We start from the raw sequence: 23,694 nt of genomic DNA on the forward strand, positions 1-23,694 counted from the left end.
GTGACCCGAGTGACCCGAGTGAACGGAGCTGTTTGATGCAGGACGTCTCCTCTCTGGTGGCCCAGGCCAGGGAAGGCCGGCCGCGCGCCGTGGCCCGGCTGATCTCCCTGGTGGAGGGGGCGTCCCCGCAGCTCAGGGAGGTCATGGCGGCGCTGGCCCCGCTGACCGGCAACGCCTATGTGGTGGGCCTGACCGGCTCGCCCGGCGTCGGCAAGTCCACCTCGACCTCCGCGCTCGTCACGGCGTACCGCAAGCAGGGCAAGCGGGTCGGCGTCCTGGCCGTCGACCCCTCGTCGCCGTTCTCCGGCGGCGCCCTGCTCGGCGACCGGGTGCGCATGTCGGACCACGCCTCCGACCCCGGTGTCTACATCCGCTCGATGGCCACGCGCGGCCACCTGGGCGGCCTGGCCTGGGCAGCCCCGCAGGCCATCCGCGTGCTGGACGCGGCCGGCTGCGACGTGATCCTGGTGGAGACGGTGGGCGTGGGCCAGTCGGAGGTGGAGATCGCCTCCCAGGCGGACACCTCCGTCGTCCTGCTTGCCCCCGGCATGGGCGACGGCATCCAGGCGGCCAAGGCGGGCATCCTGGAGATCGGCGACGTCTACGTCGTCAACAAGGCGGACCGGGACGGGGCGGACGCCACGGCCCGCGAGCTGAACCACATGCTGGGCCTCGGCGAGTCGCGCGGCCCCGGTGACTGGCGCCCGCCGATCGTGAAGACGGTCGCGGCCCGCGCCGAGGGGGTCGACGAGGTCATGGAGGCCCTGGAGAAGCACCGCGCCTGGATGGAGGAGCGCGGCGTGCTCGCCGAGCGCCGCCGGGCCCGTGCGGCCCGCGAGGTGGAGACCATCGCGGTGACGGCCCTGCGTGAGCGCATCGGCGACCTGCACGGCGACCGTCGGCTCAGCGCGCTCGCGGAGCGCATCGTCGCGGGCGAGCTGGATCCGTACCGTGCTGCGGACGAGCTGGTGGCGGGGCTGACGCAGGGCTGATTCGGGGGCAGCTCCGACGGCCTTCGCCTCGCAGCGCGGAGGCCGGGCGCCGGCCGGGAGCGGTTGTGCGGATATGCCGTGGGGCAGGGCTGCAGCCGGGGCCGACGGTCCACTGCGCGACGGCGCATCCGCCGGCCGACCAGTCGGCAGCCCAGGGCACTCGCACGCAGGCGGGCACCCTGGGTGAATGCGACGGTGAGTGCGGGGAGTTCGGCAGGGGCGCCGGTGACGTGCCCGCTGATCGGCCGCCTGCCGCTGGTGTGTGCTGCGTACCGGCCGGGGGAGCGGCACCGGTCGTCGCCGCCGCCCCGTCCGCTGCCGCGAGGCTGCGGACGGCGGGTGGCGGATCGGGCAGTTCCCCGCCGCTCCGGGAAGGTGCGGCACCCCCCGCTGTCAGGCCGAAGCTCAGGGGCGCCCCCGCTGCCCTCTGAGGTGGTCGGCGATCGGCTTCAGGGCCTTGTCCAGCTCCGTCAGTGCCTCCGACGACAGCAGATCGATGAAGTGCCGTCGCACGGAGGCGACATGATGTGGCGCCACCTTCTTCATCGTCTCCAGGCCGTGCTCGGTCAGCACCGCGTACAGTCCCCGCCGGTCGGACTCGCAGTTCTCACGGCGCACCAGATTCGCGTTCTCCATCCGTGTGATCTGGTGCGAGAGCCGGCTCTTGGACTGCAGTGTCGCGGAGGCGAGGTCGCTCATCCGCATCCGTACGTCGTCCGACTCGGACAGGTTCACGAGAATCTCGTAGTCGTTCATCGTCAGGCCGAACGGCTGCAGATCCTTCTCCAGCTGGTACGTCAACAGCCTGTTGACCTCCAGGTGGGTGCGCCAAGCGCACTGCTCCGCATCGGTCAGCCAGCGCGTGGCCGTCTCGGTCTCCATGAATGAAGTCTACCTAAGAAGTTGAATGGCGAACTACTTCGGGTGGTGTGACTGTGCGCACGCGTTCGACGTCACACTCCGCAGACTACCGCTCACAGCCCGAAGCGACGCTGGAGGTCTCCCAGCTGTCCGGGAAGGCGCGGTGCGCCGGACGATTGCGGACCGTGTCCACCCGACCCCGTAACGCCACCGCCGGGCACGCCCGGTTCGGACGGAACGACCCCCGTCGCCGCCTCCTCCATGAGGGTCTCCGACGACTGCAGCAGGACCGTCCCGGCGCCCACGAACTCGAACTGGTGCTCCTCGCCGGACGCCCCGCCCAGGCCTGTCATCGCACGTAGACCGCCCAGTACACCCGTCAGGTACCCGTGGTCGTAGTGATGGCACGGTGACGGGCAGTCGGCCCACCCGACGAGCGCCTGCGGGTCGACCCGGATCGGAGGTTCCAGGAACACCACCGGACCGTTAGACGCGGCGACAAACTTTCCGGTTCCGATAAGGGTCAGAAAACCCGGCACGATCGATTGCTTCAGCGCGAGACTTGGCTGAAAAGCGAGCAAGTTGCCCGCGCGAATGGTCAAGTTCCCGTCGTCCAGGTCATAGGAATTGACGTCGAAGGCCCGGTCGGCGAGCAGCATCTTGCCCGAGCCGTGTGCCACGACCCAGTCGCTCGCGTGCAGTGGCGAATGGAACGAGGTACGGACAAGCCGGTCGAGTCGACCATGCCCGATGCCGTTGAACTCGATCGCCCCGTAGTAGGCGATCATCTTCCCCTTCTGCAGGAACCACTCCCCGCTCTTGAGCTCGACGCAGAACGTGTACTTGTTCACGTTGTCGTCGGCGGGCAGCGTCATCGGGTCGTGGACGACCGGCCCGCCCGGTCCGGCGCCCGGAGTTCCGTAGGTGCTCACAGCTTCTCCTCCGAGGCCTGGACGAACACCGTGCCGCTGCCGCTCAGCTCCAGCTGGAAGGCCTCGCCGGAGCCCCGGCCCACCATCTCGCGCCAGCCCAGCGCGGCGGACAGCTTGTTGCGGACCTCTCCGTGGTGGGCGACGTAGGCCTGTGGGTCGACATGGACCGGGTGCTGCGGGGTGATCGGGATCTCGAAGACGCCGCCGTGCGCCATCACGGCGACCGAGCCCTGACCCTGGAGGGTGGTGGTGAACAGGCCCTGGCCGGTGACCTGGCCCCGGACCATGCCCATCACCCCGCCCTGCGAGCCCATGAACATCGTGCCCTGGCGGAGCGTGCCCTCGAAGGCGAGCAGCCGGTCGGCCTCGACGTACAGGGTGTCGCCGGTGAGGTGGATGACGTGCACGTGGTGGCCGCCGTGCCCGAAGAACACCGTGCCGCTGCCCTCGACGGTCATCAGCGGGGTCGCCTCGCCCGCCACCCTGCGCCCGATCATGGACATCAGCCCGCCCTGACCGCCCTGGATGCTCGGCGTGAAGGACACGTCCCCGCGGTAGGCGAGCATCGCGCCGCGCTGGCTGTACAGCCGCTGCCCGGGCAGCACCGTCGCCTCCACCATCTTGGAGTTGATCTCCTGGAACGACATCTCTACAGATCCCCCGCGATCGTGTTCCGCTCGCTCGGCTGCACGTAGACCAGCCCGTCGCCCTCGAACCGGATCTGGAAGGCCTCACCGCCGCCCTCCCCGAGGAACGTGCGGAACGTCACACCGGACTGGAAGGACTGGCGGACGCTGCCCTGATGGGCGATGTACGCCCCCGGGTCGACGATCAGCGGGTACTGCGGGCTGACCCGGAGCACCACCGCCGGGCCGTCGGACAGCAGGGCCGCCTGCCCGTGCCCCTCGACCGTCGTCGTGAACAGTCCGTTGCCCTGCGAGGCGCCCCGCAGCCCCGTGAAGGTCGTCCCGGTGCGCAGCCCGGCGTCCGTCACGAGCAGATTGCTCGACTCCACGTAGAGCTTGTCGCCCTGCAGGCTCACCAGGTTGATCTCCGAGGCGCGGTCCGCGAACCAGCACGTCCCGTGCCCCTTCACCTCCATCACCGTCATCTGCTCGCCCGTGAGTCTGCGGGTGACCATCCCCCGCAGCCCCTCGCCGCCGCCGGTCAGCTTCTTGAAGGCCATCCGCCCGTCGTACGCGACCATCGAGCCGTTCTTCGCCTTCACGGCATCCCCGGTCATGTCGACGGCGAGCACCTTGCTGCCTTGAAGTCGGAACATCGCCACGCAGCGAAAGTAGCGGCGGCCCGGGTGGGCGGAACAGGGCCCCTGGGTGGAAACCGACCCTGAGCGGACCCCTACGGCAGCCGTTTGCCACAATGGCTGAACGTTTGTGCTTGCGTTCACAAACTGTCGACGACTCTCCCACCGAAGGTGACCTGTGGACATCAAGACCGCCACCGCCCTCCGCCGCCTCCGCCTGGTCTCGGCCCCGGAGGCCGTGTCCTTCCTGATCCTCCTCGTCTGCTCGGTGCTCAAGCGGACCACGGACTTCAACGCGGTACCCGTCATGGGCGCGGTCCACGGCGTCCTCTTCATCCTGTACGTGATCTTCTGGGCGGACGCCTGGAACCGCACCAGTTGGCCGCTCAGGACCGCCGCGTTCTACTTCGTCCTGTCCGTGCTGCCCACCGGCGGCTTCTTCGCCGAGCGCAAGCTCAAGCGCGCCGCCGAGGACGAGGTCATCGCCGCCCGTGCCCGCAAGGAAGGGGTCGTGGGCGCATGATCGTCGCCTTCTCCGTGACGCCCCTGGGCGTGGGCGAGGACGTGGGGGAGTACGTCGCCGACGCCGTGCGCGTGGTGCGTGAGTCGGGGCTGCCCCACCGCACCGACGCGATGTTCACCTCGATCGAGGGCGAGTGGGACGAGGTCATGGACGTCGTCAAGCGCGCCGTCGCCGCCGTGGAGGAGCGCGCCCCGCGCGTGTCGCTCGTCCTCAAGGCCGACATCCGCCCCGGCGTGACCGACGGGCTCACCGCCAAGGTCGAGACCGTCGAACGGCACCTCGCCGGGTAGCCGCACCCTCGTTTGGAGCGCCGGCCCACAGCGTTGTACGTTCCCCTCCCGATGCTCTGATCGATCATTCGGAGCACGTTCTGGCCTGGGGGAACACCATGAGTCTCGGCATAGAGACACACATACGCGCCGACCTCGACACGCTGTGGGCGCGCACCCAGGACCCCGACGCCCACCGGCGCTGGGACCTGCGCTTCACCGCGATCGAGGAGCTGCCCGGCGCGGAGGGCGAACCGCGGCGGTTCTCCTGCACCGCGCACGTGCTGCCGTTTCTCACCGTCTCCGGCACCGGGTACGCGGCGGACGACACCGACCGCCCCGACGGCACCCGTACCTCCGCCGTGCGCTTCTCCTCCCCGCACCCGCTCTCCCTGATCGCCGAGGCGAGCGGCTACTGGCGTTACGTGCCCGACGCGCACGGCGTCCGCCTGCTCACCGGCTTCGACTACCGCCCGCGCTGGGGCACCTTCGGCGCGGTCGCCGACCGGGTGCTGTTCCGCCCGCTGACCGGCTGGGCCACCGCCTGGTCCCTCGACCGGCTCCGGCTCTGGCTGGAGCGTGGCATCACCCCTGAGCGGGCCCTGGCCAACTGGCTCGCGGAGCTGGTGGTCCGCGCGATGGTCCTCACCGTGTGTCTCACCGGGCTGGGGCTGGAGTCGCTGCTGCGGCTGTTCGGGCCGTTCGCGGACACCATGGCGTATCTGTGCCCGTTGCTGCTGGTCGTCGCGATCTCCCTTGCGCTGTTCAAGGCTCCGCTCACCTGCACGCCGGCGGCGCGCAGGTGCCTGCGGGAGTCCACCGGCGAGGTCCGGGCGCCCCGGGTGCTGCGCATGCTCGAGCAGTACGGGTGACGGCCCGGGCTCAGCCACCGCAAGCCAGCGCGACCCCGAGCGGAGTCCTCTCGTACAGCACCTGATGGCCGTACCTGCGCGCCGTCAGCAGACCCGCGTCCCGCAGGGCCGTCAGGTGGGACGACACCGAGGACGGGGCGAGCCGCAGCCGGTGGGCCAGGGCCGTGGTCGTCGCGGGCTCGGCCAGAGCCGTCAGGACGGCCGCCCGGTTGCGGCCCAGAAGGCGTACCAGCGCCTGCGCCGCCCCTTCGCCCGGGTCGGTCCACAGGCCGCCCAGCCCCCGCGCCGGATAGACCAGCGTGGGCTGCCACGGCGGTTCGAAGCCGGTGATCACGTCGGGCCAGGAGAACACGCTCGGCATCAGGACCAGGCCCTGGCCGGCGAGGTCGCGGGCGTACTCCATCCGCTGGGCCAGCGTGAGCGTGCGGCCGTCCCAGGACAGCCTCGGGTCCAGTTCCGGCAGCAGCGTGCCGAGGCCCACCTCGGCCAGCCGGCGTGAGTGGTGGGCCACGTCGGCCTCCAGCAGGGCCCGCAGCCGGAGCCAGTCCGGCTCGATCAGCGCGCGCCAGGCCGCCTCCATGGCGTCTGCCAGCTCCTCGACCATCCGCGCCGGATCCGCCAGCCAGGCCCGGCCACGCGGCGACCGCAGCGCACCCGGCGTACAGGCCAGGGACAGGGCGGTGTCCTCGCGGGCCGCCTGCGGGTCCGAGGCCCGTACGGCCGCGATCTCCTCCTCGAACGTGGCGGCCGGTCCGATCGGCGGCGGCCCCAGCCAGTCCGGGGTGTGGCCCCGGCGGGGCATCAGCAGCCACAGGGGAGCCAGGTCCAGCCCGGCCGCAGCCTCGCGGATCCGGCGCAGCCAGGGCGCGTGATAGCCGTGCCGGTCCGGCCGCTTGAGCGTCCGCACCGCCTCCTGGGTCTCCCACATCGGCGAGATCGCGAACCGGCAGCGCAGGAAGTCCTCGTCACCGAAGTACAGACGTGACGGCAACAGGCACCCCCCTCGGAAGGACACGGCAAGATTCGGCTGGAGCCGAAACTCTACGGCTCCCCGCCCGCTTCCGGGCACGCTCGCCGCATGTCCGCTCCACCGCAGACGGCCCCGGCACCCGCCGGTTACGGCCGTGTCTTCGCCGTGCCCGAGTTCCGGGCCGTCTTCGCCGCCCATGTGCTGTCCATGCTCGGCGTGATCGTCAGCGAGATCGCGCTGTCCGTCCTCGTCTACGACCTCACCCGCTCACCCCTGCTCAGCGCGCTCACCTTCGCCCTCGGCTTCCTGCCGTACGCCGTTGGCGGCGCCCTGCTCGCGCCCGTCGCCGACCGCCTCCCGGCCCGGCGCGTGCTCGTCGGCTGCGACCTGGTGTGCGCGGGGTGCGTGGCCGTGATGACCGTCCCGGGCGCGGGCATCGGCCTGTTGCTCGCGCTGCGCTGCGCTCTCGCCGTCGTCTCCCCGGTGTTCTCCGGCACCCGCATGGCCACCCTCGCCGACGTGCTCGGTGACGGCGACCTGTTCGTGCTCGGCCGCTCCCTGCTGCGGATCGTCGCCCAGAGCGCCCTGCTCGTCGGCTACGGACTCGGCGGGCTGCTCCTCGCCGTCGTCCCGCCCCGCCACGCCCTGGTCATCACCGTCGCCACCTTCCTCGCCTCCGCCGCCCTGCTGCGCTGCGGCACCCGGGACCGCCCCGCCCGCACCCGCGACCGTGCGCAGGCCCCGCCCGGACTGCGCCGGCTGGCCGGGGACCGCCGGATCCTCGTCCTGCTGCTCGTCTTCTGGCTGCCGGCGGCCTTCTCCGTCGTCCCCGAGGCACTGGCCGCGCCCTACGCCGACGCGCTCGGCAGCGGCTCGGCCGGGCTCGGCCTGCTGATGTGCGCCCTGCCCGTCGGCACCGTGGCCGGAGAACTGTTCGCCGGGGCGCGGCTGCGGCCCGCGGCCCGCGAACGCGTCGCGCTCCCGCTCCTGTGCCTGACCCTGCTGCCGTACCTCGGCTTCGCCCTGCGCCCCGGGCTCGTCGTGTCCCTGCTGCTCCTGCTGGTGTCAGGGGCCGGGTCGGCGTACACCCTCGGCCTGGACCAGTGGTTCGTGCGGGCCGTGCCGCAGGAACTGCGCGGGCGGGCCATGACCGTGCTCAGCGCCGGGCTGATGACCGTCCAGGGCGTGGGCATGGCGCTGGCCGGGGTGGCGGCGCAGGCGGCCGGGGTACGGGCCGCGGTGACGGGGGCCGGTGTGCTCGGCGTGCTGTGCTGCTGCGGGCTGGCCCTGGCGGTCCGGGCGACCGAGGGACGAGACGGGGCTGCCCGGAATATGACCGGCCGGTAGGGTCTGATGACGTGCCGAAGCCTCTCAGCCTTCCCTTCGACCCCATCGCCCGAGCCGACGAACTCTGGAAGCAGCGCTGGGGAAACGTGCCGTCCATGGCCGCGATCACCTCGATCATGCGGGCCCAGCAGATCCTGCTCGCCGAGGTGGACGCGGTGGTCAAACCGTACGGACTGACGTTCGCGCGCTATGAGGCCCTGGTACTGCTGACCTTCTCCAAGGCCGGCGAGCTGCCGATGTCCAAGATCGGTGAGCGGCTGATGGTGCATCCCACGTCGGTGACGAACACCGTGGACCGGCTGGTGAAGTCCGGACTGGTGGCCAAGCGGCCCAACCCCAACGACGGCCGCGGCACGCTCGCCGTGATCACCGACAAGGGGCGCGAGGTGGTCGACGCGGCCACCCGCGACCTGATGGCCATGGACTTCGGGCTCGGCGCGTACGACACGGAGGAGTGCAAGGAGATCTTCGCGATGTTCCGGCCGCTGCGGATCGCGGCACACGACTTCGACGACGACTGAGGCCAGGGCCGACCCCGGCCAAGATCTCCCGGAACGGGTGGTTACGCTCGACTCCATGAAGAAGAGCGTGCTGACCCGCTACCGCGTCATGGCCTACACGACCGGTGTCCTGCTGGTGCTGCTGTGCCTGAGCATGATCGCGAAGTACGGGCTGGACATCAGCGGTGCCGCCGACGTCACGCGCGTCGTGGCCATCGCCCACGGCTGGCTGTACGTCGTCTACCTCGTCGTCGCCTTCGACCTGGGCTCCAAGGCGAAGATGCCGGTCGGCCGGCAGCTGTGGGTGCTGCTCGCGGGCACGATTCCCACGGCGGCCTTCTTCGTAGAGCGCAAGCTCACCCGTGAGCTGGAGTCCAAGGTCACCGACCGGGCCCCGGCCGTCGCCAAGGCGTAGCCCGCCCCCGCCTCCACCGCCGTACGGGCGCCGTGCGGCGGTCGCCCATCGACATTTACTAGGACGTCCTAGTAAATTCGATGGCATGGACGCTCACGCCATCGAGGAGGGCCGCCGACGCTGGCAGGCCCGTTACGACGCGGCCCGCAAGCGGGACGCCGACTTCACCACGCTCTCCGGCGACGCCGTGGAGCCGGTGTACGGGCCCCGACCGGGCGACACGTACGAGGGATTCGAGCGGATCGGGTGGCCCGGGGAGTACCCCTTCACGCGCGGGCTCCATCCGACCGGCTACCGCGGGCGCACCTGGACGATCCGGCAGTTCGCCGGGTTCGGCAACGCCGAGCAGACCAACCAGCGCTACAAGATGATCCTGGCCGCCGGCGGCGGGGGTCTGTCCGTCGCCTTCGACATGCCGACGCTCATGGGGCGCGACTCCGACGATCCCCGCTCGCTCGGCGAGGTCGGGCACTGCGGCGTCGCCATCGACTCCGCCGCCGACATGGAGGTCCTGTTCAAGGACATCCCGCTCGGCGACGTCACCACCTCCATGACCATCAGCGGGCCCGCCGTGCCCGTCTTCTGCATGTACCTGGTCGCCGCCGAGCGCCAGGGCGTGGACCCGGCGGTCCTCAACGGCACGCTCCAGACGGACATCTTCAAGGAGTACATCGCGCAGAAGGAGTGGCTCTTCCAGCCCGAGCCGCATCTGCGCCTCATCGGCGACCTGATGGAGTACTGCGCGGCCGGCATCCCCGCCTACAAGCCGTTGTCCGTCTCCGGCTACCACATCCGTGAGGCCGGGGCGACGGCCGCGCAGGAGCTGGCGTACACGCTGGCGGACGGCTTCGGCTACGTCGAGCTGGGGCTCAGCCGCGGCCTGGACGTCGACGTCTTCGCGCCCGGCCTCTCCTTCTTCTTCGACGCGCACGTGGACTTCTTCGAGGAGATCGCCAAGTTCCGTGCCGCGCGCCGCATCTGGGCCCGCTGGATGCGGGACGTGTACGGCGCGAAGAGCGACAAGGCGCAGTGGCTGCGCTTCCACACACAGACCGCCGGTGTCTCGCTGACCGCGCAGCAGCCGTACAACAACGTGGTGCGTACGGCCGTGGAGGCGCTGGCCGCGGTGCTCGGCGGGACCAACTCGCTGCACACCAACGCCCTGGACGAGACCCTCGCGCTGCCGAGCGAGCAGGCCGCGGAGATCGCGCTGCGGACCCAGCAGGTGCTGATGGAGGAGACCGGGGTCGCGAGCGTGGCCGATCCGCTGGGCGGTTCGTGGTACGTCGAGCAGCTGACGGACCGGATCGAGGCCGACGCGGAGAAGATCTTCGAGCAGATAAAGGAGCGGGGCCTTCGGGCCCACCCGGACGGGCGGCACCCGATCGGGCCGGTCACCTCCGGCATCCTGCGCGGGATCGAGGACGGCTGGTTCACCGGCGAGATCGCCGAGTCGGCCTTCCGCTACCAGCAGTCCCTGGAGAAGGGCGACAAGAGGGTCGTGGGCGTCAACGTCCACACCGGCTCGGTCACCGGGGACCTGGAGATCCTGCGCGTCAGCCACGAGGTGGAGCGCGAGCAGGTGCGGGTGCTCGGCACGCGCAGGTCCGCCCGGGACGAGGCCACGGTGCGCTCCGCGCTGGACGCCATGCTGGCCGCCGCGCGGGACGGTTCGAACATGATCGGGCCGATGCTGGACGCCGTGCGCGCCGAGGCGACGCTGGGCGAGATCTGTGGCGTACTGCGGGACGAGTGGGGGGTGTACACGGAGCCGGCCGGCTTCTGAGCGGGCTCAGGCGGGCGAGGCCAGCCCACCGATCAGGACGCGCGTGAAGCTGCGCACCCACTCCTCGTCCGCCGCCTTGCCGCTCACCAGGGTGCGGTGCACCACCGCGCCCGCCACGACGTCGAAGATGAGGTCCACCGTGCGGGCGGCCTCCTGCGGATCGGGTTCCGGCGGGAGTTCGCCCCGTTTCTGTGCCCGGGCCCGGCCCTGCAGGACCAGCCCCATCTGGCGCTCCACGATGGAGCGGCGGATGCGCTCGCGCAGGGCGTCGTCGCGGGTGGCCTCGGCGACCACGGCCATCAGGCCGCTCTTGGCCTCCGGGCGGGCGAGGATCGCCGCGAACTGCAGCACCACGCCCTCGATGTCGGCGGCCAGACTGCCGCGGTCGGGGAGTTCCAGCTCGTCGAAGAGTTCCGCGACGGCGTCGACCACGAGTTCGTTCTTGCCGGCCCAGCGGCGATAGAGGGTCGTCTTCGCAACCCCTGCCCGCATCGCCACGTCTCCCAGGGTGAGCTTGGACCAGCCCAGCTCCACGAGCGCCTCCCTGGTCGCGGCCAGGATCGCGGTGTCCGCGGCGGCGCTGCGCGGGCGCCCGGTACGGCTGGCGGGGGTGTGGCTGTGCATCCCTTGACCATAACCGGCGGATCCTGTGGCGTCGTGAGGCAGATCACCGGGGGGTGGTGTCGCGCGGGGTCCCCATGGCATTACGCTACGAGTCGTAGCGAAAGCTCGTGAAGGACGTACACGGGCGCGGCCGAAGAGGCGTGGGGTGGGGACCCGGCGCCCCGGCGCACGACTTTTTCATTCAGGCGCGGGAACGGGGGAGGATAGACGCATGCAGCCACGGAACATGTCCATGAGCGGCGTCGTCGACCTCGCCGCGGTGAAGGCGGCCCAGGAGGCCAAGGCCAAGGCCGAGCAGACGCGCGCCGAGGCCGCCCGGCAGGGTGGCACGGGGGCCGTCGCCCCGGCCGATCTCGTCATCGACGTCGATGAGGCGGGCTTTGAGAGGGATGTCCTCCAGCGCTCCGCCGAGGTCCCGGTCGTCATCGACTTCTGGGCCGAATGGTGTCAGCCCTGCAAGCAGCTGGGCCCGGTCCTGGAGCGGCTGGCCCTCGAGTACAACGGGCGCTTCCTGCTCGCCAAGATCGACGTCGACGCCAACCAGATGCTGATGCAGCAGTTCGGGGTGCAGGGCATCCCGGCGGTGTTCGCCGTAGTCGCGGGCCAGGCACTGCCGCTGTTCCAGGGCGCGGCCGGGGAGCAGCAGATCCGGCAGACCCTCGACCAGCTGATCGAGGTCGCCGAGCAGCGGTTCGGGCTGACCGGCCTGACCGTCGACCCGGACGCGGAGCCGGGCGCCGTCGCCCAGGCCGCGCCGCAGGCCGGACCGTACGACGCGACGCTGAACGCTGCCGCCGAGGCCCTGGACGCCGGTGACCTGGCCGGAGCCATCCAGGCCTACAAGAACGTGCTGGCCGACGACCCGGCCCACCCGGAGGCCCAACTCGGCCTGGCACAGGCCGAGCTGCTCCAGCGGGTGCAGGGCTTCGACCCGCAGAAGGTGCGCCAGGACGCGGCCGACAGGCCGGCCGACGCCGAGGCGCAGATCGCCGCCGCCGACCTGGATCTGGTGGGCGGCCATGTCGAGGACGCCTTCGGGCGGTTGATCGACGCGGTGCGCCACACGGCGGGTGACGAGCGGGACAAGGTGCGGCTGCGGCTGCTGGAGCTGTTCGAGGTCGTGGGTCCCGAGGATCCGCGCGTGGTCGGGGCGCGCAGGGCGCTGGCGCGGGCGCTGTTCTGACCAGTCGCTAAACGCCACGGCTTGTGATGCCGAGGTGAAAGATTTGCCGACGAGGCGTCAGGGCGACCGCGCTTTACCAAATCTTGGTAATCGCGGTTGCTGTTACTCCGAGTAAATCAAGGCCGTTGGTCTGTCTGGATTCGTCCAGGGATCAACGGCTTTGCTCTGCCCCGGGATGCGACCGAGCGTCGCACTCCGAGACCGATGGGTCGTCCTTCGGTTATCCCGCCGTTACTACCCAGTAACGAAGCCCCTTGTGTCCCGGCCGAGAATGCACCACGATCGGCGACGCTCGGTCCATTCCCGTACCCCGGCACCCGGTCGGGTCACAGGAGATTCTGGGTCCCCACCGAGCAGAGCCGGCGGCAGTGGCGCCGGCTCTAGGGCAGGGGGGTCTTCGCCGGTCGGCGAAGCCTGTCCAGCAAGGTTGTGCGTGATGCGTGTCAGGCGCGACCAGTGGTTGTCGCTCGGGGGTGATCGCCGGTGATCGAGGTGCGGTTCGCGCCTGACGAGCGCAGGCGCTCCCCTTCCGAGGACGTAGCACTTCTCCCATCCCTGCCCGGCTGAGCCGCCGTTGGGGGCGAGCCCGGGCCAGGAGATGTACGTCCGAGAAGGAGGAAATATGGAGTCCCAGGTGCGTGGCGGGACCAGATGGAAGCGGTTCGCTGTGGTCATGGTGCCCAGCGTGGCCGCCACGGCGTGCATAGGTGTCGCGCTCGCGCAGGGCGCTCTCGCGGCCTCGTTCAGCGTGTCCGGCCAGTCGTTCAAGGTGTCCGCCGACCAGCTCGTGGGCACCGGCTTCGAGCAGTACGGCGCCATTGACAGCGGCTACACGCTGGACGGCCAGAAGACGGGTCACCCGGTGGCCGTCTCGGCGTTCAAGCACGCCGAGATCACCAACCTGTGCCAGTCCGTGGTGACGCCGGACGTGCCGATCTTCGGCAACGTCAGCCTCATCCTGCGGGCCGGCGGCGCGGGTCACGACAAGGTCGAGGCCGACAACATCTACATCGATGTTGCCGACCTGAACGCCGACGCGACCTTCAACAACATCGACATCGGTGTGGCAGCCAAGGACGCCGGCAAGGGTCCGGGCATCAAGAGCGGTGAGCAGACGAACCCGTACGGCTTCGCCCAGCAGGCCGACACGGCCACGCTGGACAACGTGAAGCAGACGGCGTGGGCGACCACCGCCGGCACTTTCAAGCTCAGCGGCCTTCACATGTCGCTGTCGACGGGTGTCAAGGAGTGCTACTAAGCACTCGGTAGCGGGCGGGGGAGCCGATGGCACCCCCGCCCGTCCACTCTCCGGCCGCACTTCACGCGCGGCACACATCACCACCACAGCAACGCCGCACCAGGGAGCTGTTTTCCATGAGCGCCGAGACTCCTGCCGCCGCACCCGGCCAGTTCACCCACCGGAGGCTGCAGTTCCGCGCCTGGCGGGGCTCGCGTCCGTTCTGGGCCGGACTGCTCGTCATGCTGGGCGGCTTTCTGATCCTGTACTTTCCGTACGCACACCTGCAGCTGGGCCACCTCTCGATGACGATGGGGACACCCGGCGGCTCCAGCTCCTTGATCATCGGTGTGCTGCTCATCGTCCTCGGCATCACCCTCTGGTTCCAGCGGCACATCCGGGTCTTCGCGGGTATCGCGGCGATTCTGCTGGCGCTGGTGTCCATTCCGCTGTCCAACATCGGCGGCTTCATCGTCGGCTTCCTGCTCTCGCTGATCGGCGGAGCGATGGCCGTGGCCTGGGCGCCGGGCACGCCGCCCCAGTCGCCCCCGCCGGCCGAGGCGGCGCCGGGCGAGGGCGGTGCCCCGCAGGCCGCGCCACTGCCGGAGCAGAGCGTGGACCAGGGCCCCTCGCAGGCCTATCCGGGGTTCGGGGAGAACGACCTGTCAGGAACGAGCCCGGCCAACGGGGCGAACGGGAGGCACAGTGCCGGCTGACGAGGTGACCCACGAGACCGATGTGGACGGGTCTCGCGCGAGAACCGGGCCCCGCCACGCGGCTCCCAGAAAGCCACTGTTCACCAGGTTCCACATGCCTGCCGGCAAGGCGATCGCCTCCGTGGCGATGCCGACCGCGGTCCTGATGGGCATGGGCTTCACGTCCACCCTGGCGCTCGCCGACAGCAGCGGCAGTCCGTCCCCGTCGACCACGTCCAAGAGCCTGACGGCCGACGAGTACAAGGACTGCGTCAAGCAGCTGGACGGCAAGGACAGTACGGCCTCGCCGTCGCCGTCCGCCTCGGCGAGCGCGTCCGACAAGGCCACGCCGTCGCCGTCGGCGAGCGCCGACGGCAAGGGCGCGAAGGACTCGGGCAAGACCTCTTCACCGGATCCAGGGTCCGGCGACAAGGCCACGCCCAGCCCGTCCGCGACCTCCGGCTCCTCCGGCTCGGGTTCGGGCTCCGGCTCCTCGGGTTCGGGCGGTGCCACGGCCACGCCGAGCCCGTCCGCGTCCAAGGGCGGCGGCCTGCTGGGCTCCATCGGCGACACGCTCGGCGGCATCCTCGGCGTCACCAAGGATTCCGGCAGCTCCTCCGCGAGCCCCACGCCGTCCGCGACTCCGTCGGCGAGCGCGTCGGCCAAGCCGGACTCCGCGTCGTCCTCGGCCACCGGTTCCGCCGGGTCGACGGTCGCCGACGCCGTCAAGGGCACGGTCTCCAAGGCCGGTCAGGCAGTCAAGGACACGGTGCAGAACACCACCGGCACGGTGTCCAAGACGGTCGACGGCGCGGCCAAGGCGGCCAAGGACGCGACCGCGTCCGCGACGCCCAGCCCGTCGGCCGGTTCCAGCACCGCGGCGGGGAACTGCCCGGCGGCCACGACCGACCAGAGCGGCGTGGACAACAAGGTGGCGGTGGCCGACGACCCCTGGTACCTCAACGCCAGCTCGCTGCTGCTCAAGGGTGCCGACTACCAGGGCATCGTCGAGGTGAAGACGGCGTCCGGCACCACCAAGAAGGTGCTCAAGTACGTCATCTCCGACGGCACGGACATCGGTGACCTGCACCAGACGGTCAAGGACTCGCTGTCCGGCAAGACCTACCACGTGCAGGCGGCCAAGGGGTCGACGTCCACCATCCGGGGCGGCTCCACCACGATGTACACCCAGAGCATCTCGGGCAACCTCTTCGGTCTGATCCCGATGACGTTCACGCCCGACAGCCCGCCCCCGCTGAACCTTCCGCTGATCTACTTCACCAACGTGAAGGTCGTCCAGGCCGGGCAGTTCGGCGGCAACCTGCACGTGCCCGGGATGCACGTCTACACGACCGACAACTGACCGGTCGCACAAGCCCGTTCGGGAGCCGCGCAAAAGCCGAGGGCGCCCCCTGGATCCCAGGGGGCGCCCTCGGTGCCGTACGGGGCCCGCGCGGGCCCCGTACGGCCGGTTGCTCAGTTGCCCTGCGTGCCCAGGTGGTGGACGCGGAGCATGTTGGTGGTGCCGGAGACGCCGGGGGGCGAGCCGGCGGTGATGATCACCGTGTCGCCCGCGTCGAAGCGGCCCAGCCTGGCGACCTCCTGGTCCACCAGGTCGACCATCTCGTCGGTGGTGTTGACGAACGGCACGATGTGCGACTCCACGCCCCAGCTGAGGGTGAGCTGGTTGCGGGTGCCCTCGTCCGTGGTGAAGGCGATGATCGGCTGCGTCGCGCGGTAGCGGGACAGCCGGCGCGCGGTGTCACCGGACTGGGTGAAGGCGATCAGGCCCCTGCCGCCGAGGAAGTCCGCGATCTCGCACGCGGCACGTGCGACCGAACCGCCCTGCGTACGCGGCTTCTTGCCCGGCACGAGCGGCCGCAGGCCCTTGGAGAGCAGCTCCTCCTCGGCCGCCTTGACGATCTTCGACATCGTCTTGACCGTCTCGACCGGGTAGGCGCCCACCGACGACTCGGCGCTCAGCATGACCGCGTCCGCGCCGTCCAGGATCGCGTTGGCCACGTCGGAGGCCTCGGCGCGGGTCGGGCGGGAGTTGGTGATCATCGACTCCATCATCTGGGTCGCCACGATCACCGGCTTGGCGTTGCGCCGGCACATCTCCACCAGGCGCTTCTGCACCATCGGGACCTTCTCGAGCGGGTACTCGACGGCCAGGTCGCCACGGGCCACCATCACGGCGTCGAACGCCGCGACGACGTCCGCCATGTTCTCCACCGCCTGCGGCTTCTCCACCTTGGCGATGACCGGGACCCGACGGCCCTCCTCGTCCATGACACGGTGGACGTCCTGCACGTCCTTGGCGTCCCGGACGAAGGACAGCGCGACCATGTCGCAGCCCATGCGGAGGGCGAAGCGCAGGTCCTCGACATCCTTCTCGCTCAGCGCGGGCACGTTGACGGCCGCGCCGGGCAGGTTGATGCCCTTGTGGTCGGAGACGACACCGCCCTCGATGACGATCGTCTTGACCCGGGGGCCCTCCACGTCCAGGACCTTCAGCTCGACGTTGCCGTCGTTGATCAGGATCTGGTCGCCGCGCGAGACGTCGCCCGGCAGCCCCTTGTACGTCGTACCGCAGATGTTCCTGTCGCCCGGGACGTCCTCGGTCGTGATGACGAACTCGTCACCGCGCTCCAGCTCGACCGGACCCTCTGCAAAGGTCTCCAGGCGGATCTTCGGGCCCTGCAGGTCGGCGAGGACACCGATGGCCCGGCCGGTCTCCTTGGACGCGGCCCGGACGCGGTCGTACCGCGCCTGGTGCTCGGCGTGGGTGCCGTGGCTGAAGTTGAACCGGGCCACATTCATGCCCGCCTCGATCATGGCGACGAGCATCTCGTGGGAGTCGACCGCGGGGCCGAGAGTACAGACGATTTTCGAACGGCGCATGGGGCGATCCTATCGGTTTGTTTCGCTACGGAATATTCCGTCTGGCGGAAGATACAAATGAGTGCCACACCGCTCAGGTGCTATTCAGTAGTTCTTTCCGACCAGTGCGTAGGTCTGGGTCGCGATCTCCAGTTCTTCATCCGTCGGCACCACCGCGACCGCGACACGCGCATCCTCCGGCGAGATCATCCTGGCCTCGTCCGCTCGCACCGCGTTCAGCTCCGGGTCGACCGCCAGGCCCAGGCCCGCAAGGCCCCTGATCGCGGCCTCGCGGACCGGCGCGGCGTTCTCGCCGACCCCGGCGGTGAAGGCGACCGCGTCCACCGTGCCCAGAACGGCGCAATAGGCGCCGATGTACTTCTTGAGCCGGTGAATGTAAATGTCGAAGGCGAGTGCGGCCTCTTCGTCACCTTCGTCGATGCGGCGGCGGATCTCGCGCATGTCGTTGTCCCCGCACAGCCCGAACAGACCGCTCCTCTTGTTGAGAAGAGTGTCGATCTCGTCCATGGACATTCCGCCAACACGTGCCAAATGGAAGATGACGGCCGGATCCAGATCACCGGAGCGCGTGCCCATCACGAGCCCCTCCAGCGGCGTCATGCCCATGGAGGTGTCCACGCACCGGCCCTTCTCGACCGCCGAGGCCGAGGCGCCGTTGCCCAGGTGCAGCACGATCACGTTGACCTCGGACGGGTCCTTGCCCAGCAGCCGGGCGGTCTCGCGCGAGACGAACGCGTGCGAGGTGCCGTGGAAGCCGTAGCGGCGGATGCGGTGCCGGTCGGCGATCTTCGGGTCGATCGCGTAGCGCGCCGCGGACTCCGGCATCGTCGTGTGGAACGCGGTGTCGAAGACGGCGACCTGCGGCAGGTCGGGGCGCAGCGCCCGGGCGGTGCGGATTCCCGTGAGGTTGGCCGGGTTGTGCAGCGGGGCGACCGGGATCAGCCGCTCGATCTCGGCGATCACCTCGTCGTCGATGACGGTCGGCTCGGTGAAGAACAGCCCGCCGTGCACCACCCGGTGCCCGATGGCGGCCAGCTCCGGCGAGTCCAGGCCCAGGCCGTCCCGGCCCAGCTCCGCGGCGACCGTCTTCAGCGCGGCGTCGTGGTCGGCGATGGGACCGGTGTGCTCACGGGTCTCGCCGGTGGTGAGGCAGGTGTGCCTGAGCCGGGAGGTCTGCTCGCCGATGCGCTCCACCAGGCCGGCGGCCAGCCGCTGTGCGTCGCGCATGTCGAGCAGTTGGTACTTCACCGACGAGGAGCCGGAGTTGAGGACGAGGACGCGGTGCGCCGCGCGAGTCTCTGTCACGGTGTTCAAGAACTCTCTGTACTCAGTTGGCGGGCGTCTGGGCCTGGATCGCCGTGATGGCGACGGTGTTCACGATGTCCTGGACGAGCGCGCCCCGGGACAGGTCGTTGACCGGCTTGCGCAGACCCTGCAGGACCGGCCCGACGGCGATCGCGCCGGCCGAACGCTGCACGGCCTTGTACGTGTTGTTACCTGTGTTGAGGTCAGGGAAGATCAGCACCGTGGCCTGTCCGGCGACGTCGGACTCCGGCAGCTTGGTGGCGGCGACCGACGGTTCCACGGCCGCGTCGTACTGGATCGGTCCCTCGATCTTCAGGTCCGGCCGGCGCGAGCGGGCCAGTTCGGTCGCCTCGCGCACCTTGTCGACGTCGGCGCCGGAGCCGGAGGTACCGGTCGAGTAGGACAGCATCGCGATCCTGGGCTCCACGCCGAACTGCGCGGCCGTGGACGCCGACTGGATGGCGATGTCCGCGAGCGCCTGCGCGTCCGGATCCGGGTTGACCGCGCAGTCGCCGTAGACCAGCACCTTGTCGGCCAGGCACATGAAGAACACCGACGAGACGATGGACGAGTCGGGCTTGGTCCTGATGATCTCGAAGGCGGGGCGGATGGTGGCCGCCGTGGAGTGGACCGAGCCGGAGACCATGCCGTCGGCCAGGCCCTCCTGGACCATCAGGGTGCCGAAGTAGTTGACGTCGCGGACGACGTCGTAGGCCAGCTCGACCGTGACGCCCTTGTGGGCGCGCAGGGCCGCGTACTTCTCGGCGAAGGCGTCGCGCAGTTCGGAGGTGGCCGGGTCGATCAACCGGGTGTCGCCGAGGTCGATGCCGAGGTCGGCGGCCTTCTTGCGGATCTGGTCCTCGGGCCCGAGCAGGGTCAGGTCGCACACGCCCCGGCGCAGCAGCACCTCGGCCGCGTGCAGCACCCGCTCCTCGGTCCCTTCCGGCAGCACGACCCGCCGCCGGTCGGAGCGGGCCTGCTCGAGCAGCTTGTGCTCGAACATCATCGGGGTGACCCGGTCGCTGCTCGGCGCGGAGACCCGGCGGGCCAGCCCGGCGGTGTCGGCGTACCGCTCGAACAGGCCGAGCGCGGTCTCCGCCTTGCGCGGGGTGGCCGCGTTCATCTTCCCCTCCATCGAGAACAGGTGCTCGGCGGTGGGGAAGCTGTTGCCGGTCACGGAGAGGACCGGGGTGCCCGGGGCGAGGCGGGCGGCGAGGGTGAGGATCTCCTCGCGCGGCACCTCGTTCAGGGTGAGCAGCACGCCGGCTATAGGCGGAGTGCCGGCGCTGTGCGCGGCCAGCGAGCCGATGACCAGGTCCGCCCGGTCGCCCGGCGTGACGACCAGGCAGCCCGGTGTCAGGGCGCCGAGCAGGTTGGGCAGCATGGCGCCGCCGAAGACGAAGTCGAGCGCGTCCCGGGCGAGCCCGGAGTCGTCGCCGAGCAGCACCCTCGCGTCCAGGGCGTGGGCGATCTGGGCGACGGTCGGCGCGGACAGCGCGGGCTCGTCCGGTACGACGTAGCAGGGCACCGGAAGCCGGTCCGCGAGCCGCTCGGCGATCTCGTCGCGGTCCTCGCGGGCCACCCGGTTGGTGACCATGGCGAGCACGTCGCAGCCGAGGCCTTCGTAGGCGCGGTAGGCGTTGCGGGTCTCGGCGAGCACGGACTCGGTGGTCTGCCTGCGGCCGCCGACCACCGGGATGACGGACGCGCCGAACTCGTTGGCGAGGCGGGCGTTCAGGGACAGCTCGTCCGGCAGCTGGGTGTCGGCGAAGTCGGTGCCGAGGACGAGGACGACGTCGTAGTCCCGGGCCACCAGGTGGAAGCGGTCGACCAGCGTGGAGACCAGCTCGTCGGTGCCCTGCTCGGCCTGGAGCGAGGAGGCCTCGTGGTAGTCCATGCCGTAGACGGTCGCCGGGTCCTGCGAGAGGCGGTAGCGCGAGCGCAGCAGCTCGAACATTCGATCGGGTCGGTCGTGGACGAGTGGACGGAAGACCCCCACCCGGTCGACCTGCCGGGTCAGCAGCTCCATGACTCCCAGCTCCACGACCTGGCGGCCGTCACCGCGGTCGATCCCGGTCACGTACACGCTGCGCGTCACGCGTCCACTCCGTTCCTCATGTCGTGTGTCCGATATGCCGGTGCACTGCCTCGAAGGTGGCATCGGTGGCATAAAAATCGCCCACCAAGGTGAGCAGAACCCTCTTGACAATACCCCTGCTGCCGGATAAGGCGCCCGTCAAGTGGCTCAGTGTCCCGACGGACGTGGAACAATCGGGACTGGCTCACCGGCACCGACAGCGAGCAGGAGACACAGCACGATGCGCATCGGAGTTCTCACCGCAGGCGGCGACTGCCCCGGCCTGAACGCCGTGATCCGGTCGGTCGTGCACCGGGCCGTGGCGCAGTACGGCGACGAGGTCATCGGCTTCGAGGACGGCTACCGCGGTCTGCTCGACCGCCACTACCGCGGCCTCGACCTGGACGCCGTCAGCGGCATCCTGGCCCGCGGTGGCACGATCCTCGGCTCCTCCCGGCTGGAGCGCGACCGGCTGCGCGAGGCCTGCGACAAGGCGACCGACATGGTCGAGGAGTTCGGCATCGACGCGCTGATCCCGATCGGCGGCGAGGGCACGCTGACCGCGGCCCGCATGCTCTCCGACGCCGGCCTGCCCGTCGTGGGCGTCCCCAAGACCATCGACAACGACATCTCCTCCACGGACCGCACCTTCGGCTTCGACACGGCGGTGGGCGTCGCGACCGAGGCGATGGACCGGCTCAAGACGACCGCCGAGTCCCACCAGCGGGTGATGGTCGTCGAGGTCATGGGCCGGCACGCCGGCTGGATCGCCCTGGAGTCCGGCATGGCCGCCGGCGCCCACGGCATCTGCCTGCCCGAGCGCCCCTTCGACCCCGCCGACCTGGTCAAGATGGTCGAGGAGCGCTTCGCCCGCGGCAAGAAGTTCGCCGTCGTCTGTGTCGCCGAGGGCGCCCACCCCGCCGAGGGCAGCATGGACTACGGCAAGGGCGAGATCGACCAGTACGGCCACGAGCGCTTCCAGGGCATCGGCACCGCGCTGGCCTACGAGCTGGAGCGGCGCCTGGGCACGGAGGCCAAGCCGGTCATCCTCGGCCACGTCCAGCGCGGCGGCGTACCCACCGCCTACGACCGCGTCCTCGCCACCCGCTTCGGCTGGCACGCCGTCGAGGCCGCGCACCGCGGCGAGTTCGGCAGGATGACCGCACTGCGCGGCACCGACATCGTGATGGTGCCGCTCGCGGAGGCGGTCACCGAGCTGAAGACGGTCCCCAAGGACCGGATGGACGAGGCGGAGTCGGTCTTCTAGCCGGTCCGGTCCGTCACGGCCGTCCAGAAGTTGTCCACGATCCGGTCGAGGAACTCCTGGCCGGCCTCGCTGGCGCTGCGGGTGCCGCCACCCCAGCTGAGGGTCGCGGCCATGTGCCCCTGATAGTCCTGGTACAGCGACTGCAGGACCTTCTCCAGGACGTCCCTGTCCACCGGGGCCAGCTTCTGCACCGGCCGCACATAGGCCTGCCAGCGGGTGGTCACCGCGCTGTGCAGCAGGTCGGCGAGCTTGTCCTCGCGCCCCGTGACGGCCACGAAGTCCGGCAGGGCCAGGCCGAGCACCTCGGCCAGTGCGAGCGACTGGCGCTCGTTGCCCCGCCACCGTCCGCTCTCCTCCGTCTTGAGATACCCGGGCAGGTCCATGCCGACGGCGTGGGCGACGTCCTCGGCGGCGACGGCGCGGGCGATGCGGTGCTCGCGCAGGGTGCGGGGCCTTCCGATCAGTTCGCCGGGGGAGCACCACAACACTCCGGCGAGAGCCGTGAGTTCGGGGCTGGACGGCACCGCCGCACCCCGCTCCCAGGCGATCACGAGGTCGGGGGTGACGTACGGCAGTCCGTACGACACCCGCATGCCGTAGGCGACATGCTCGGGGCCCATGCCGAGCGCAGCGCGCAGCCTGCGGGCGGCCTGGGCGTTGAACGGAGGAGCTGAGGGTTGGCGCACCTCGCACAAGCTAAGGGTGCGGTGGCGCGATGGCTACGGTCTGTTCGGACAGGATCACGGATTGTCGGAACGTACAGTTCCGGCCGTTCGGTATGTAACGGACGGAACACCTCTCCCGCAGCTCTCTTGACGGCCCGGTTCATCCCCTGAGTCCCGCTCATCCCTTAACCGCTCCGCCCAGCGCGAAACCTCCGCCGAGTCTGCGGGCCACCAGGACGTAGAGCAGGATCACGGGCGTCGAGTAGATCACGGAGAACGCGGCGAGCTGCCCGTACGCCACCATGCCCCGGTTGCCGAAGAAGTCGTTGATGCTGACCGAGGCCGGCATCTGGTCCGGGGTGAGCAGCAGCATGAAGGGGACGAAGAAGTTCCCCCACATCATCACGAACGAGAACACGGTGACGACGGCGAGCCCCGGCCCCATCAGCGGCAGCACGATCCGCACCAGCGACTGCAGCGAAGAGGCCCCGTCGGTCCAGGCCGCCTCCTCCAGCTCCTTGGGCACGCCGTCCATGAAGTTCTTCATCAGCCAGATGGCGAAGGGGAGTTGGGAGGCGGCGAAGAAGAGGATCGTGCCCTGGAGGGTGTCGATCAGGTTCACCCGGACGAACAGCGCGTACACCGGCACCATGATCGCGGTGATCGGCAGGCTGGTCGCGAACAGGATCGCCAGCAGGAACGGCCGGTTGAGCCGGGAGTGGAACCGGGAGAGCGGATACGCGGCGAGGGCGGCGCAGACGACGGTGAGCGCGGTGCCGCCGCCGCACAGGACCAGGCTGTTGAGCAGCGGGGTGTAGGTGATGTCCGGGGTCAGGACGGCATGGAAGTTGTCCCAGGTGAGCCCGTCGGGGATGCGGACGCGCAGGTTCGCGTGCGGGTCCACGGCGGACAGCACCACCCAGGCCAGGGGCAGCGCGAAGGCGACGGCCACGACCAGCAGGGCCGTGTCGGCGGCGAGCCGGCGCGAGGTGCGGTTGCGGGGCAT

At 70.3% G+C, this 23,694-nt stretch carries 24 protein-coding genes; 13 read left to right on the top strand and 11 right to left on the bottom strand.

Annotated features, from left to right (window positions below; translation table 11 throughout):
- The first annotated feature begins 35 nt into the window (after positions 1–35).
- The gene (gene meaB, locus GQF42_RS29555) at positions 36–992 is read left to right on the top strand and encodes a methylmalonyl Co-A mutase-associated GTPase MeaB (protein WP_158924870.1); all 957 of its coding nucleotides are present in this window, start codon (positions 36–38) and stop codon (positions 990–992) included.
- A 405-nt stretch (positions 993–1,397) separates the two neighbouring features.
- On the opposite strand, the gene GQF42_RS29560 is transcribed toward meaB, so the two are convergent.
- The 4 genes from GQF42_RS29560 to GQF42_RS29575 all read right to left on the bottom strand — a co-directional run bounded on the left by GQF42_RS29560 (position 1,398) and on the right by GQF42_RS29575 (position 4,067).
- A complete protein-coding gene (locus tag GQF42_RS29560; protein ID WP_158924872.1) occupies positions 1,398–1,874 on the bottom strand; it encodes a MarR family winged helix-turn-helix transcriptional regulator in 477 nt (158 codons plus the stop codon).
- 92 nt (positions 1,875–1,966) lie between these two features.
- Positions 1,967–2,785 (bottom strand): AIM24 family protein, encoded by an 819-nt coding sequence (locus GQF42_RS29565; RefSeq protein ID WP_233273504.1) that lies wholly within the window; start codon positions 2,783–2,785, stop codon positions 1,967–1,969.
- Positions 2,782–3,432 (bottom strand): AIM24 family protein, encoded by a 651-nt coding sequence (locus GQF42_RS29570; protein ID WP_158924874.1) that lies wholly within the window; start codon positions 3,430–3,432, stop codon positions 2,782–2,784. Before GQF42_RS29570 ends, GQF42_RS29565 begins: the two co-directional genes overlap by 4 nt.
- Before the next feature lie 2 nt (positions 3,433–3,434).
- Positions 3,435–4,067 (bottom strand): AIM24 family protein, encoded by a 633-nt coding sequence (locus GQF42_RS29575; protein WP_158930735.1) that lies wholly within the window; start codon positions 4,065–4,067, stop codon positions 3,435–3,437.
- 160 nt (positions 4,068–4,227) lie between these two features.
- On the opposite strand from GQF42_RS29575, the gene GQF42_RS29580 reads away from it, so the two are divergent.
- From GQF42_RS29580 to GQF42_RS29590, 3 genes are all read left to right on the top strand, one after another.
- Entirely contained in the window at positions 4,228–4,572 is a 345-nt protein-coding gene (locus tag GQF42_RS29580) for a DUF3817 domain-containing protein (RefSeq protein ID WP_158924876.1), read from the top strand.
- Positions 4,569–4,862, top strand: a complete 294-nt coding sequence (locus GQF42_RS29585) for an MTH1187 family thiamine-binding protein (protein WP_158924878.1) — start codon at positions 4,569–4,571, stop codon at positions 4,860–4,862. Before GQF42_RS29580 ends, GQF42_RS29585 begins: the two co-directional genes overlap by 4 nt.
- A gap of 98 nt (positions 4,863–4,960) precedes the next feature.
- Positions 4,961–5,713, top strand: coding sequence for a hypothetical protein (locus GQF42_RS29590; RefSeq protein WP_158924880.1), 753 nt, complete (start codon positions 4,961–4,963; stop codon positions 5,711–5,713).
- Between the two features lie 10 nt (positions 5,714–5,723).
- Here the strand turns inward: GQF42_RS29590 and GQF42_RS29595 are convergent, their stop codons facing one another.
- Positions 5,724–6,704: an ArsR/SmtB family transcription factor gene (locus GQF42_RS29595; RefSeq protein ID WP_158924882.1), complete on the bottom strand. Its 981-nt coding sequence runs from the start codon at positions 6,702–6,704 to the stop codon at positions 5,724–5,726.
- 87 nt (positions 6,705–6,791) lie between these two features.
- On the opposite strand from GQF42_RS29595, the gene GQF42_RS29600 reads away from it, so the two are divergent.
- From GQF42_RS29600 to GQF42_RS29615, 4 genes are all read left to right on the top strand, one after another.
- Positions 6,792–8,030 (top strand): MFS transporter, encoded by a 1,239-nt coding sequence (locus GQF42_RS29600; protein WP_158924884.1) that lies wholly within the window; start codon positions 6,792–6,794, stop codon positions 8,028–8,030.
- An 11-nt stretch (positions 8,031–8,041) separates the two neighbouring features.
- Positions 8,042–8,551 carry a MarR family winged helix-turn-helix transcriptional regulator gene (locus GQF42_RS29605; RefSeq protein WP_158924886.1) on the top strand — a complete coding sequence of 170 codons (510 nt, stop codon included), beginning with the start codon at positions 8,042–8,044 and terminating at the stop codon, positions 8,549–8,551.
- Between the two features lie 55 nt (positions 8,552–8,606).
- Entirely contained in the window at positions 8,607–8,945 is a 339-nt protein-coding gene (locus tag GQF42_RS29610) for a DUF3817 domain-containing protein (protein WP_158924888.1), read from the top strand.
- Between the two features lie 85 nt (positions 8,946–9,030).
- Positions 9,031–10,731 (top strand): acyl-CoA mutase large subunit family protein, encoded by a 1,701-nt coding sequence (locus tag GQF42_RS29615; protein ID WP_158924890.1) that lies wholly within the window; start codon positions 9,031–9,033, stop codon positions 10,729–10,731.
- 6 nt (positions 10,732–10,737) lie between these two features.
- Here GQF42_RS29615 and GQF42_RS29620 read toward each other — a convergent pair whose 3' ends face one another.
- Positions 10,738–11,355, bottom strand: coding sequence for a TetR/AcrR family transcriptional regulator (locus GQF42_RS29620; protein ID WP_158924892.1), 618 nt, complete (start codon positions 11,353–11,355; stop codon positions 10,738–10,740).
- 211 nt (positions 11,356–11,566) lie between these two features.
- On the opposite strand from GQF42_RS29620, the gene GQF42_RS29625 reads away from it, so the two are divergent.
- The 4 genes from GQF42_RS29625 (at position 11,567) to GQF42_RS29640 (ending at position 15,833) form a co-directional block, all read left to right on the top strand.
- On the top strand, positions 11,567–12,538 hold the full coding sequence (locus tag GQF42_RS29625; protein ID WP_158924894.1) for a tetratricopeptide repeat protein: 972 nt from the start codon (positions 11,567–11,569) through the stop codon (positions 12,536–12,538).
- A 622-nt stretch (positions 12,539–13,160) separates the two neighbouring features.
- Positions 13,161–13,796, top strand: coding sequence for a DUF6230 family protein (locus GQF42_RS29630; protein WP_158924896.1), 636 nt, complete (start codon positions 13,161–13,163; stop codon positions 13,794–13,796).
- A gap of 116 nt (positions 13,797–13,912) precedes the next feature.
- Complete coding sequence (locus GQF42_RS29635) at positions 13,913–14,491, top strand: DUF6114 domain-containing protein (protein WP_158924898.1); 579 nt, start codon at positions 13,913–13,915, stop codon at positions 14,489–14,491.
- Positions 14,481–15,833, top strand: a complete 1,353-nt coding sequence (locus tag GQF42_RS29640; RefSeq protein ID WP_199272847.1) for a hypothetical protein — start codon at positions 14,481–14,483, stop codon at positions 15,831–15,833. Before GQF42_RS29635 ends, GQF42_RS29640 begins: the two co-directional genes overlap by 11 nt.
- Positions 15,834–15,946: 113 nt before the next feature.
- Here the strand turns inward: GQF42_RS29640 and pyk are convergent, their stop codons facing one another.
- From pyk to pta, 3 genes are all read right to left on the bottom strand, one after another.
- Entirely contained in the window at positions 15,947–17,374 is a 1,428-nt protein-coding gene (pyk, locus tag GQF42_RS29645) for a pyruvate kinase (RefSeq protein ID WP_158924902.1), read from the bottom strand.
- A gap of 84 nt (positions 17,375–17,458) precedes the next feature.
- On the bottom strand, positions 17,459–18,679 hold the full coding sequence (locus GQF42_RS29650; protein ID WP_158930737.1) for an acetate kinase: 1,221 nt from the start codon (positions 18,677–18,679) through the stop codon (positions 17,459–17,461).
- 22 nt (positions 18,680–18,701) lie between these two features.
- Positions 18,702–20,777: a phosphate acetyltransferase gene (pta, locus tag GQF42_RS29655; protein WP_158924904.1), complete on the bottom strand. Its 2,076-nt coding sequence runs from the start codon at positions 20,775–20,777 to the stop codon at positions 18,702–18,704.
- A 220-nt stretch (positions 20,778–20,997) separates the two neighbouring features.
- Between pta and GQF42_RS29660 the strand changes: the two genes are divergently transcribed.
- A complete protein-coding gene (locus tag GQF42_RS29660) occupies positions 20,998–22,023 on the top strand; it encodes an ATP-dependent 6-phosphofructokinase (RefSeq protein ID WP_158924906.1) in 1,026 nt (341 codons plus the stop codon).
- Here GQF42_RS29660 and GQF42_RS29665 read toward each other — a convergent pair.
- Positions 22,020–22,709, bottom strand: a complete 690-nt coding sequence (locus tag GQF42_RS29665; protein ID WP_233273505.1) for an XRE family transcriptional regulator — start codon at positions 22,707–22,709, stop codon at positions 22,020–22,022. The genes GQF42_RS29660 and GQF42_RS29665 overlap by 4 nt on opposite strands.
- A 157-nt stretch (positions 22,710–22,866) precedes the next feature.
- Positions 22,867–23,694: a carbohydrate ABC transporter permease gene (locus GQF42_RS29670; protein ID WP_158924909.1), complete on the bottom strand. Its 828-nt coding sequence runs from the start codon at positions 23,692–23,694 to the stop codon at positions 22,867–22,869.

The sequence above is a fragment of the Streptomyces broussonetiae genome, from assembly GCF_009796285.1.
Lineage (GTDB): Bacteria > Actinomycetota > Actinomycetes > Streptomycetales > Streptomycetaceae > Streptomyces > Streptomyces broussonetiae.

Excerpts from the sequence above, each read along its gene's own strand:
- meaB (WP_158924870.1), top strand. The coding sequence starts at position 36 with ATGCAGGACGTCTCCTCTCTGGTGGCCCAGGCCAGGGAAGGCCGGCCG.
- GQF42_RS29560 (WP_158924872.1), bottom strand. The coding sequence starts at position 1,874 with ATGGAGACCGAGACGGCCACGCGCTGGCTGACCGATGCGGAGCAGTGC.
- GQF42_RS29570 (WP_158924874.1), bottom strand. The coding sequence starts at position 3,432 with ATGTCGTTCCAGGAGATCAACTCCAAGATGGTGGAGGCGACGGTGCTG.
- GQF42_RS29575 (WP_158930735.1), bottom strand. The coding sequence starts at position 4,067 with ATGTTCCGACTTCAAGGCAGCAAGGTGCTCGCCGTCGACATGACCGGG.
- GQF42_RS29585 (WP_158924878.1), top strand. The coding sequence starts at position 4,569 with ATGATCGTCGCCTTCTCCGTGACGCCCCTGGGCGTGGGCGAGGACGTG.
- GQF42_RS29590 (WP_158924880.1), top strand. The coding sequence starts at position 4,961 with ATGAGTCTCGGCATAGAGACACACATACGCGCCGACCTCGACACGCTG.
- GQF42_RS29600 (WP_158924884.1), top strand. The coding sequence starts at position 6,792 with ATGTCCGCTCCACCGCAGACGGCCCCGGCACCCGCCGGTTACGGCCGT.
- GQF42_RS29610 (WP_158924888.1), top strand. The coding sequence starts at position 8,607 with ATGAAGAAGAGCGTGCTGACCCGCTACCGCGTCATGGCCTACACGACC.
- GQF42_RS29615 (WP_158924890.1), top strand. The coding sequence starts at position 9,031 with ATGGACGCTCACGCCATCGAGGAGGGCCGCCGACGCTGGCAGGCCCGT.
- GQF42_RS29620 (WP_158924892.1), bottom strand. The coding sequence starts at position 11,355 with ATGCACAGCCACACCCCCGCCAGCCGTACCGGGCGCCCGCGCAGCGCC.
- GQF42_RS29625 (WP_158924894.1), top strand. The coding sequence starts at position 11,567 with ATGCAGCCACGGAACATGTCCATGAGCGGCGTCGTCGACCTCGCCGCG.
- GQF42_RS29630 (WP_158924896.1), top strand. The coding sequence starts at position 13,161 with ATGGAGTCCCAGGTGCGTGGCGGGACCAGATGGAAGCGGTTCGCTGTG.
- GQF42_RS29635 (WP_158924898.1), top strand. The coding sequence starts at position 13,913 with ATGAGCGCCGAGACTCCTGCCGCCGCACCCGGCCAGTTCACCCACCGG.
- pyk (WP_158924902.1), bottom strand. The coding sequence starts at position 17,374 with ATGCGCCGTTCGAAAATCGTCTGTACTCTCGGCCCCGCGGTCGACTCC.
- GQF42_RS29660 (WP_158924906.1), top strand. The coding sequence starts at position 20,998 with ATGCGCATCGGAGTTCTCACCGCAGGCGGCGACTGCCCCGGCCTGAAC.
- GQF42_RS29670 (WP_158924909.1), bottom strand. The coding sequence starts at position 23,694 with ATGCCCCGCAACCGCACCTCGCGCCGGCTCGCCGCCGACACGGCCCTG.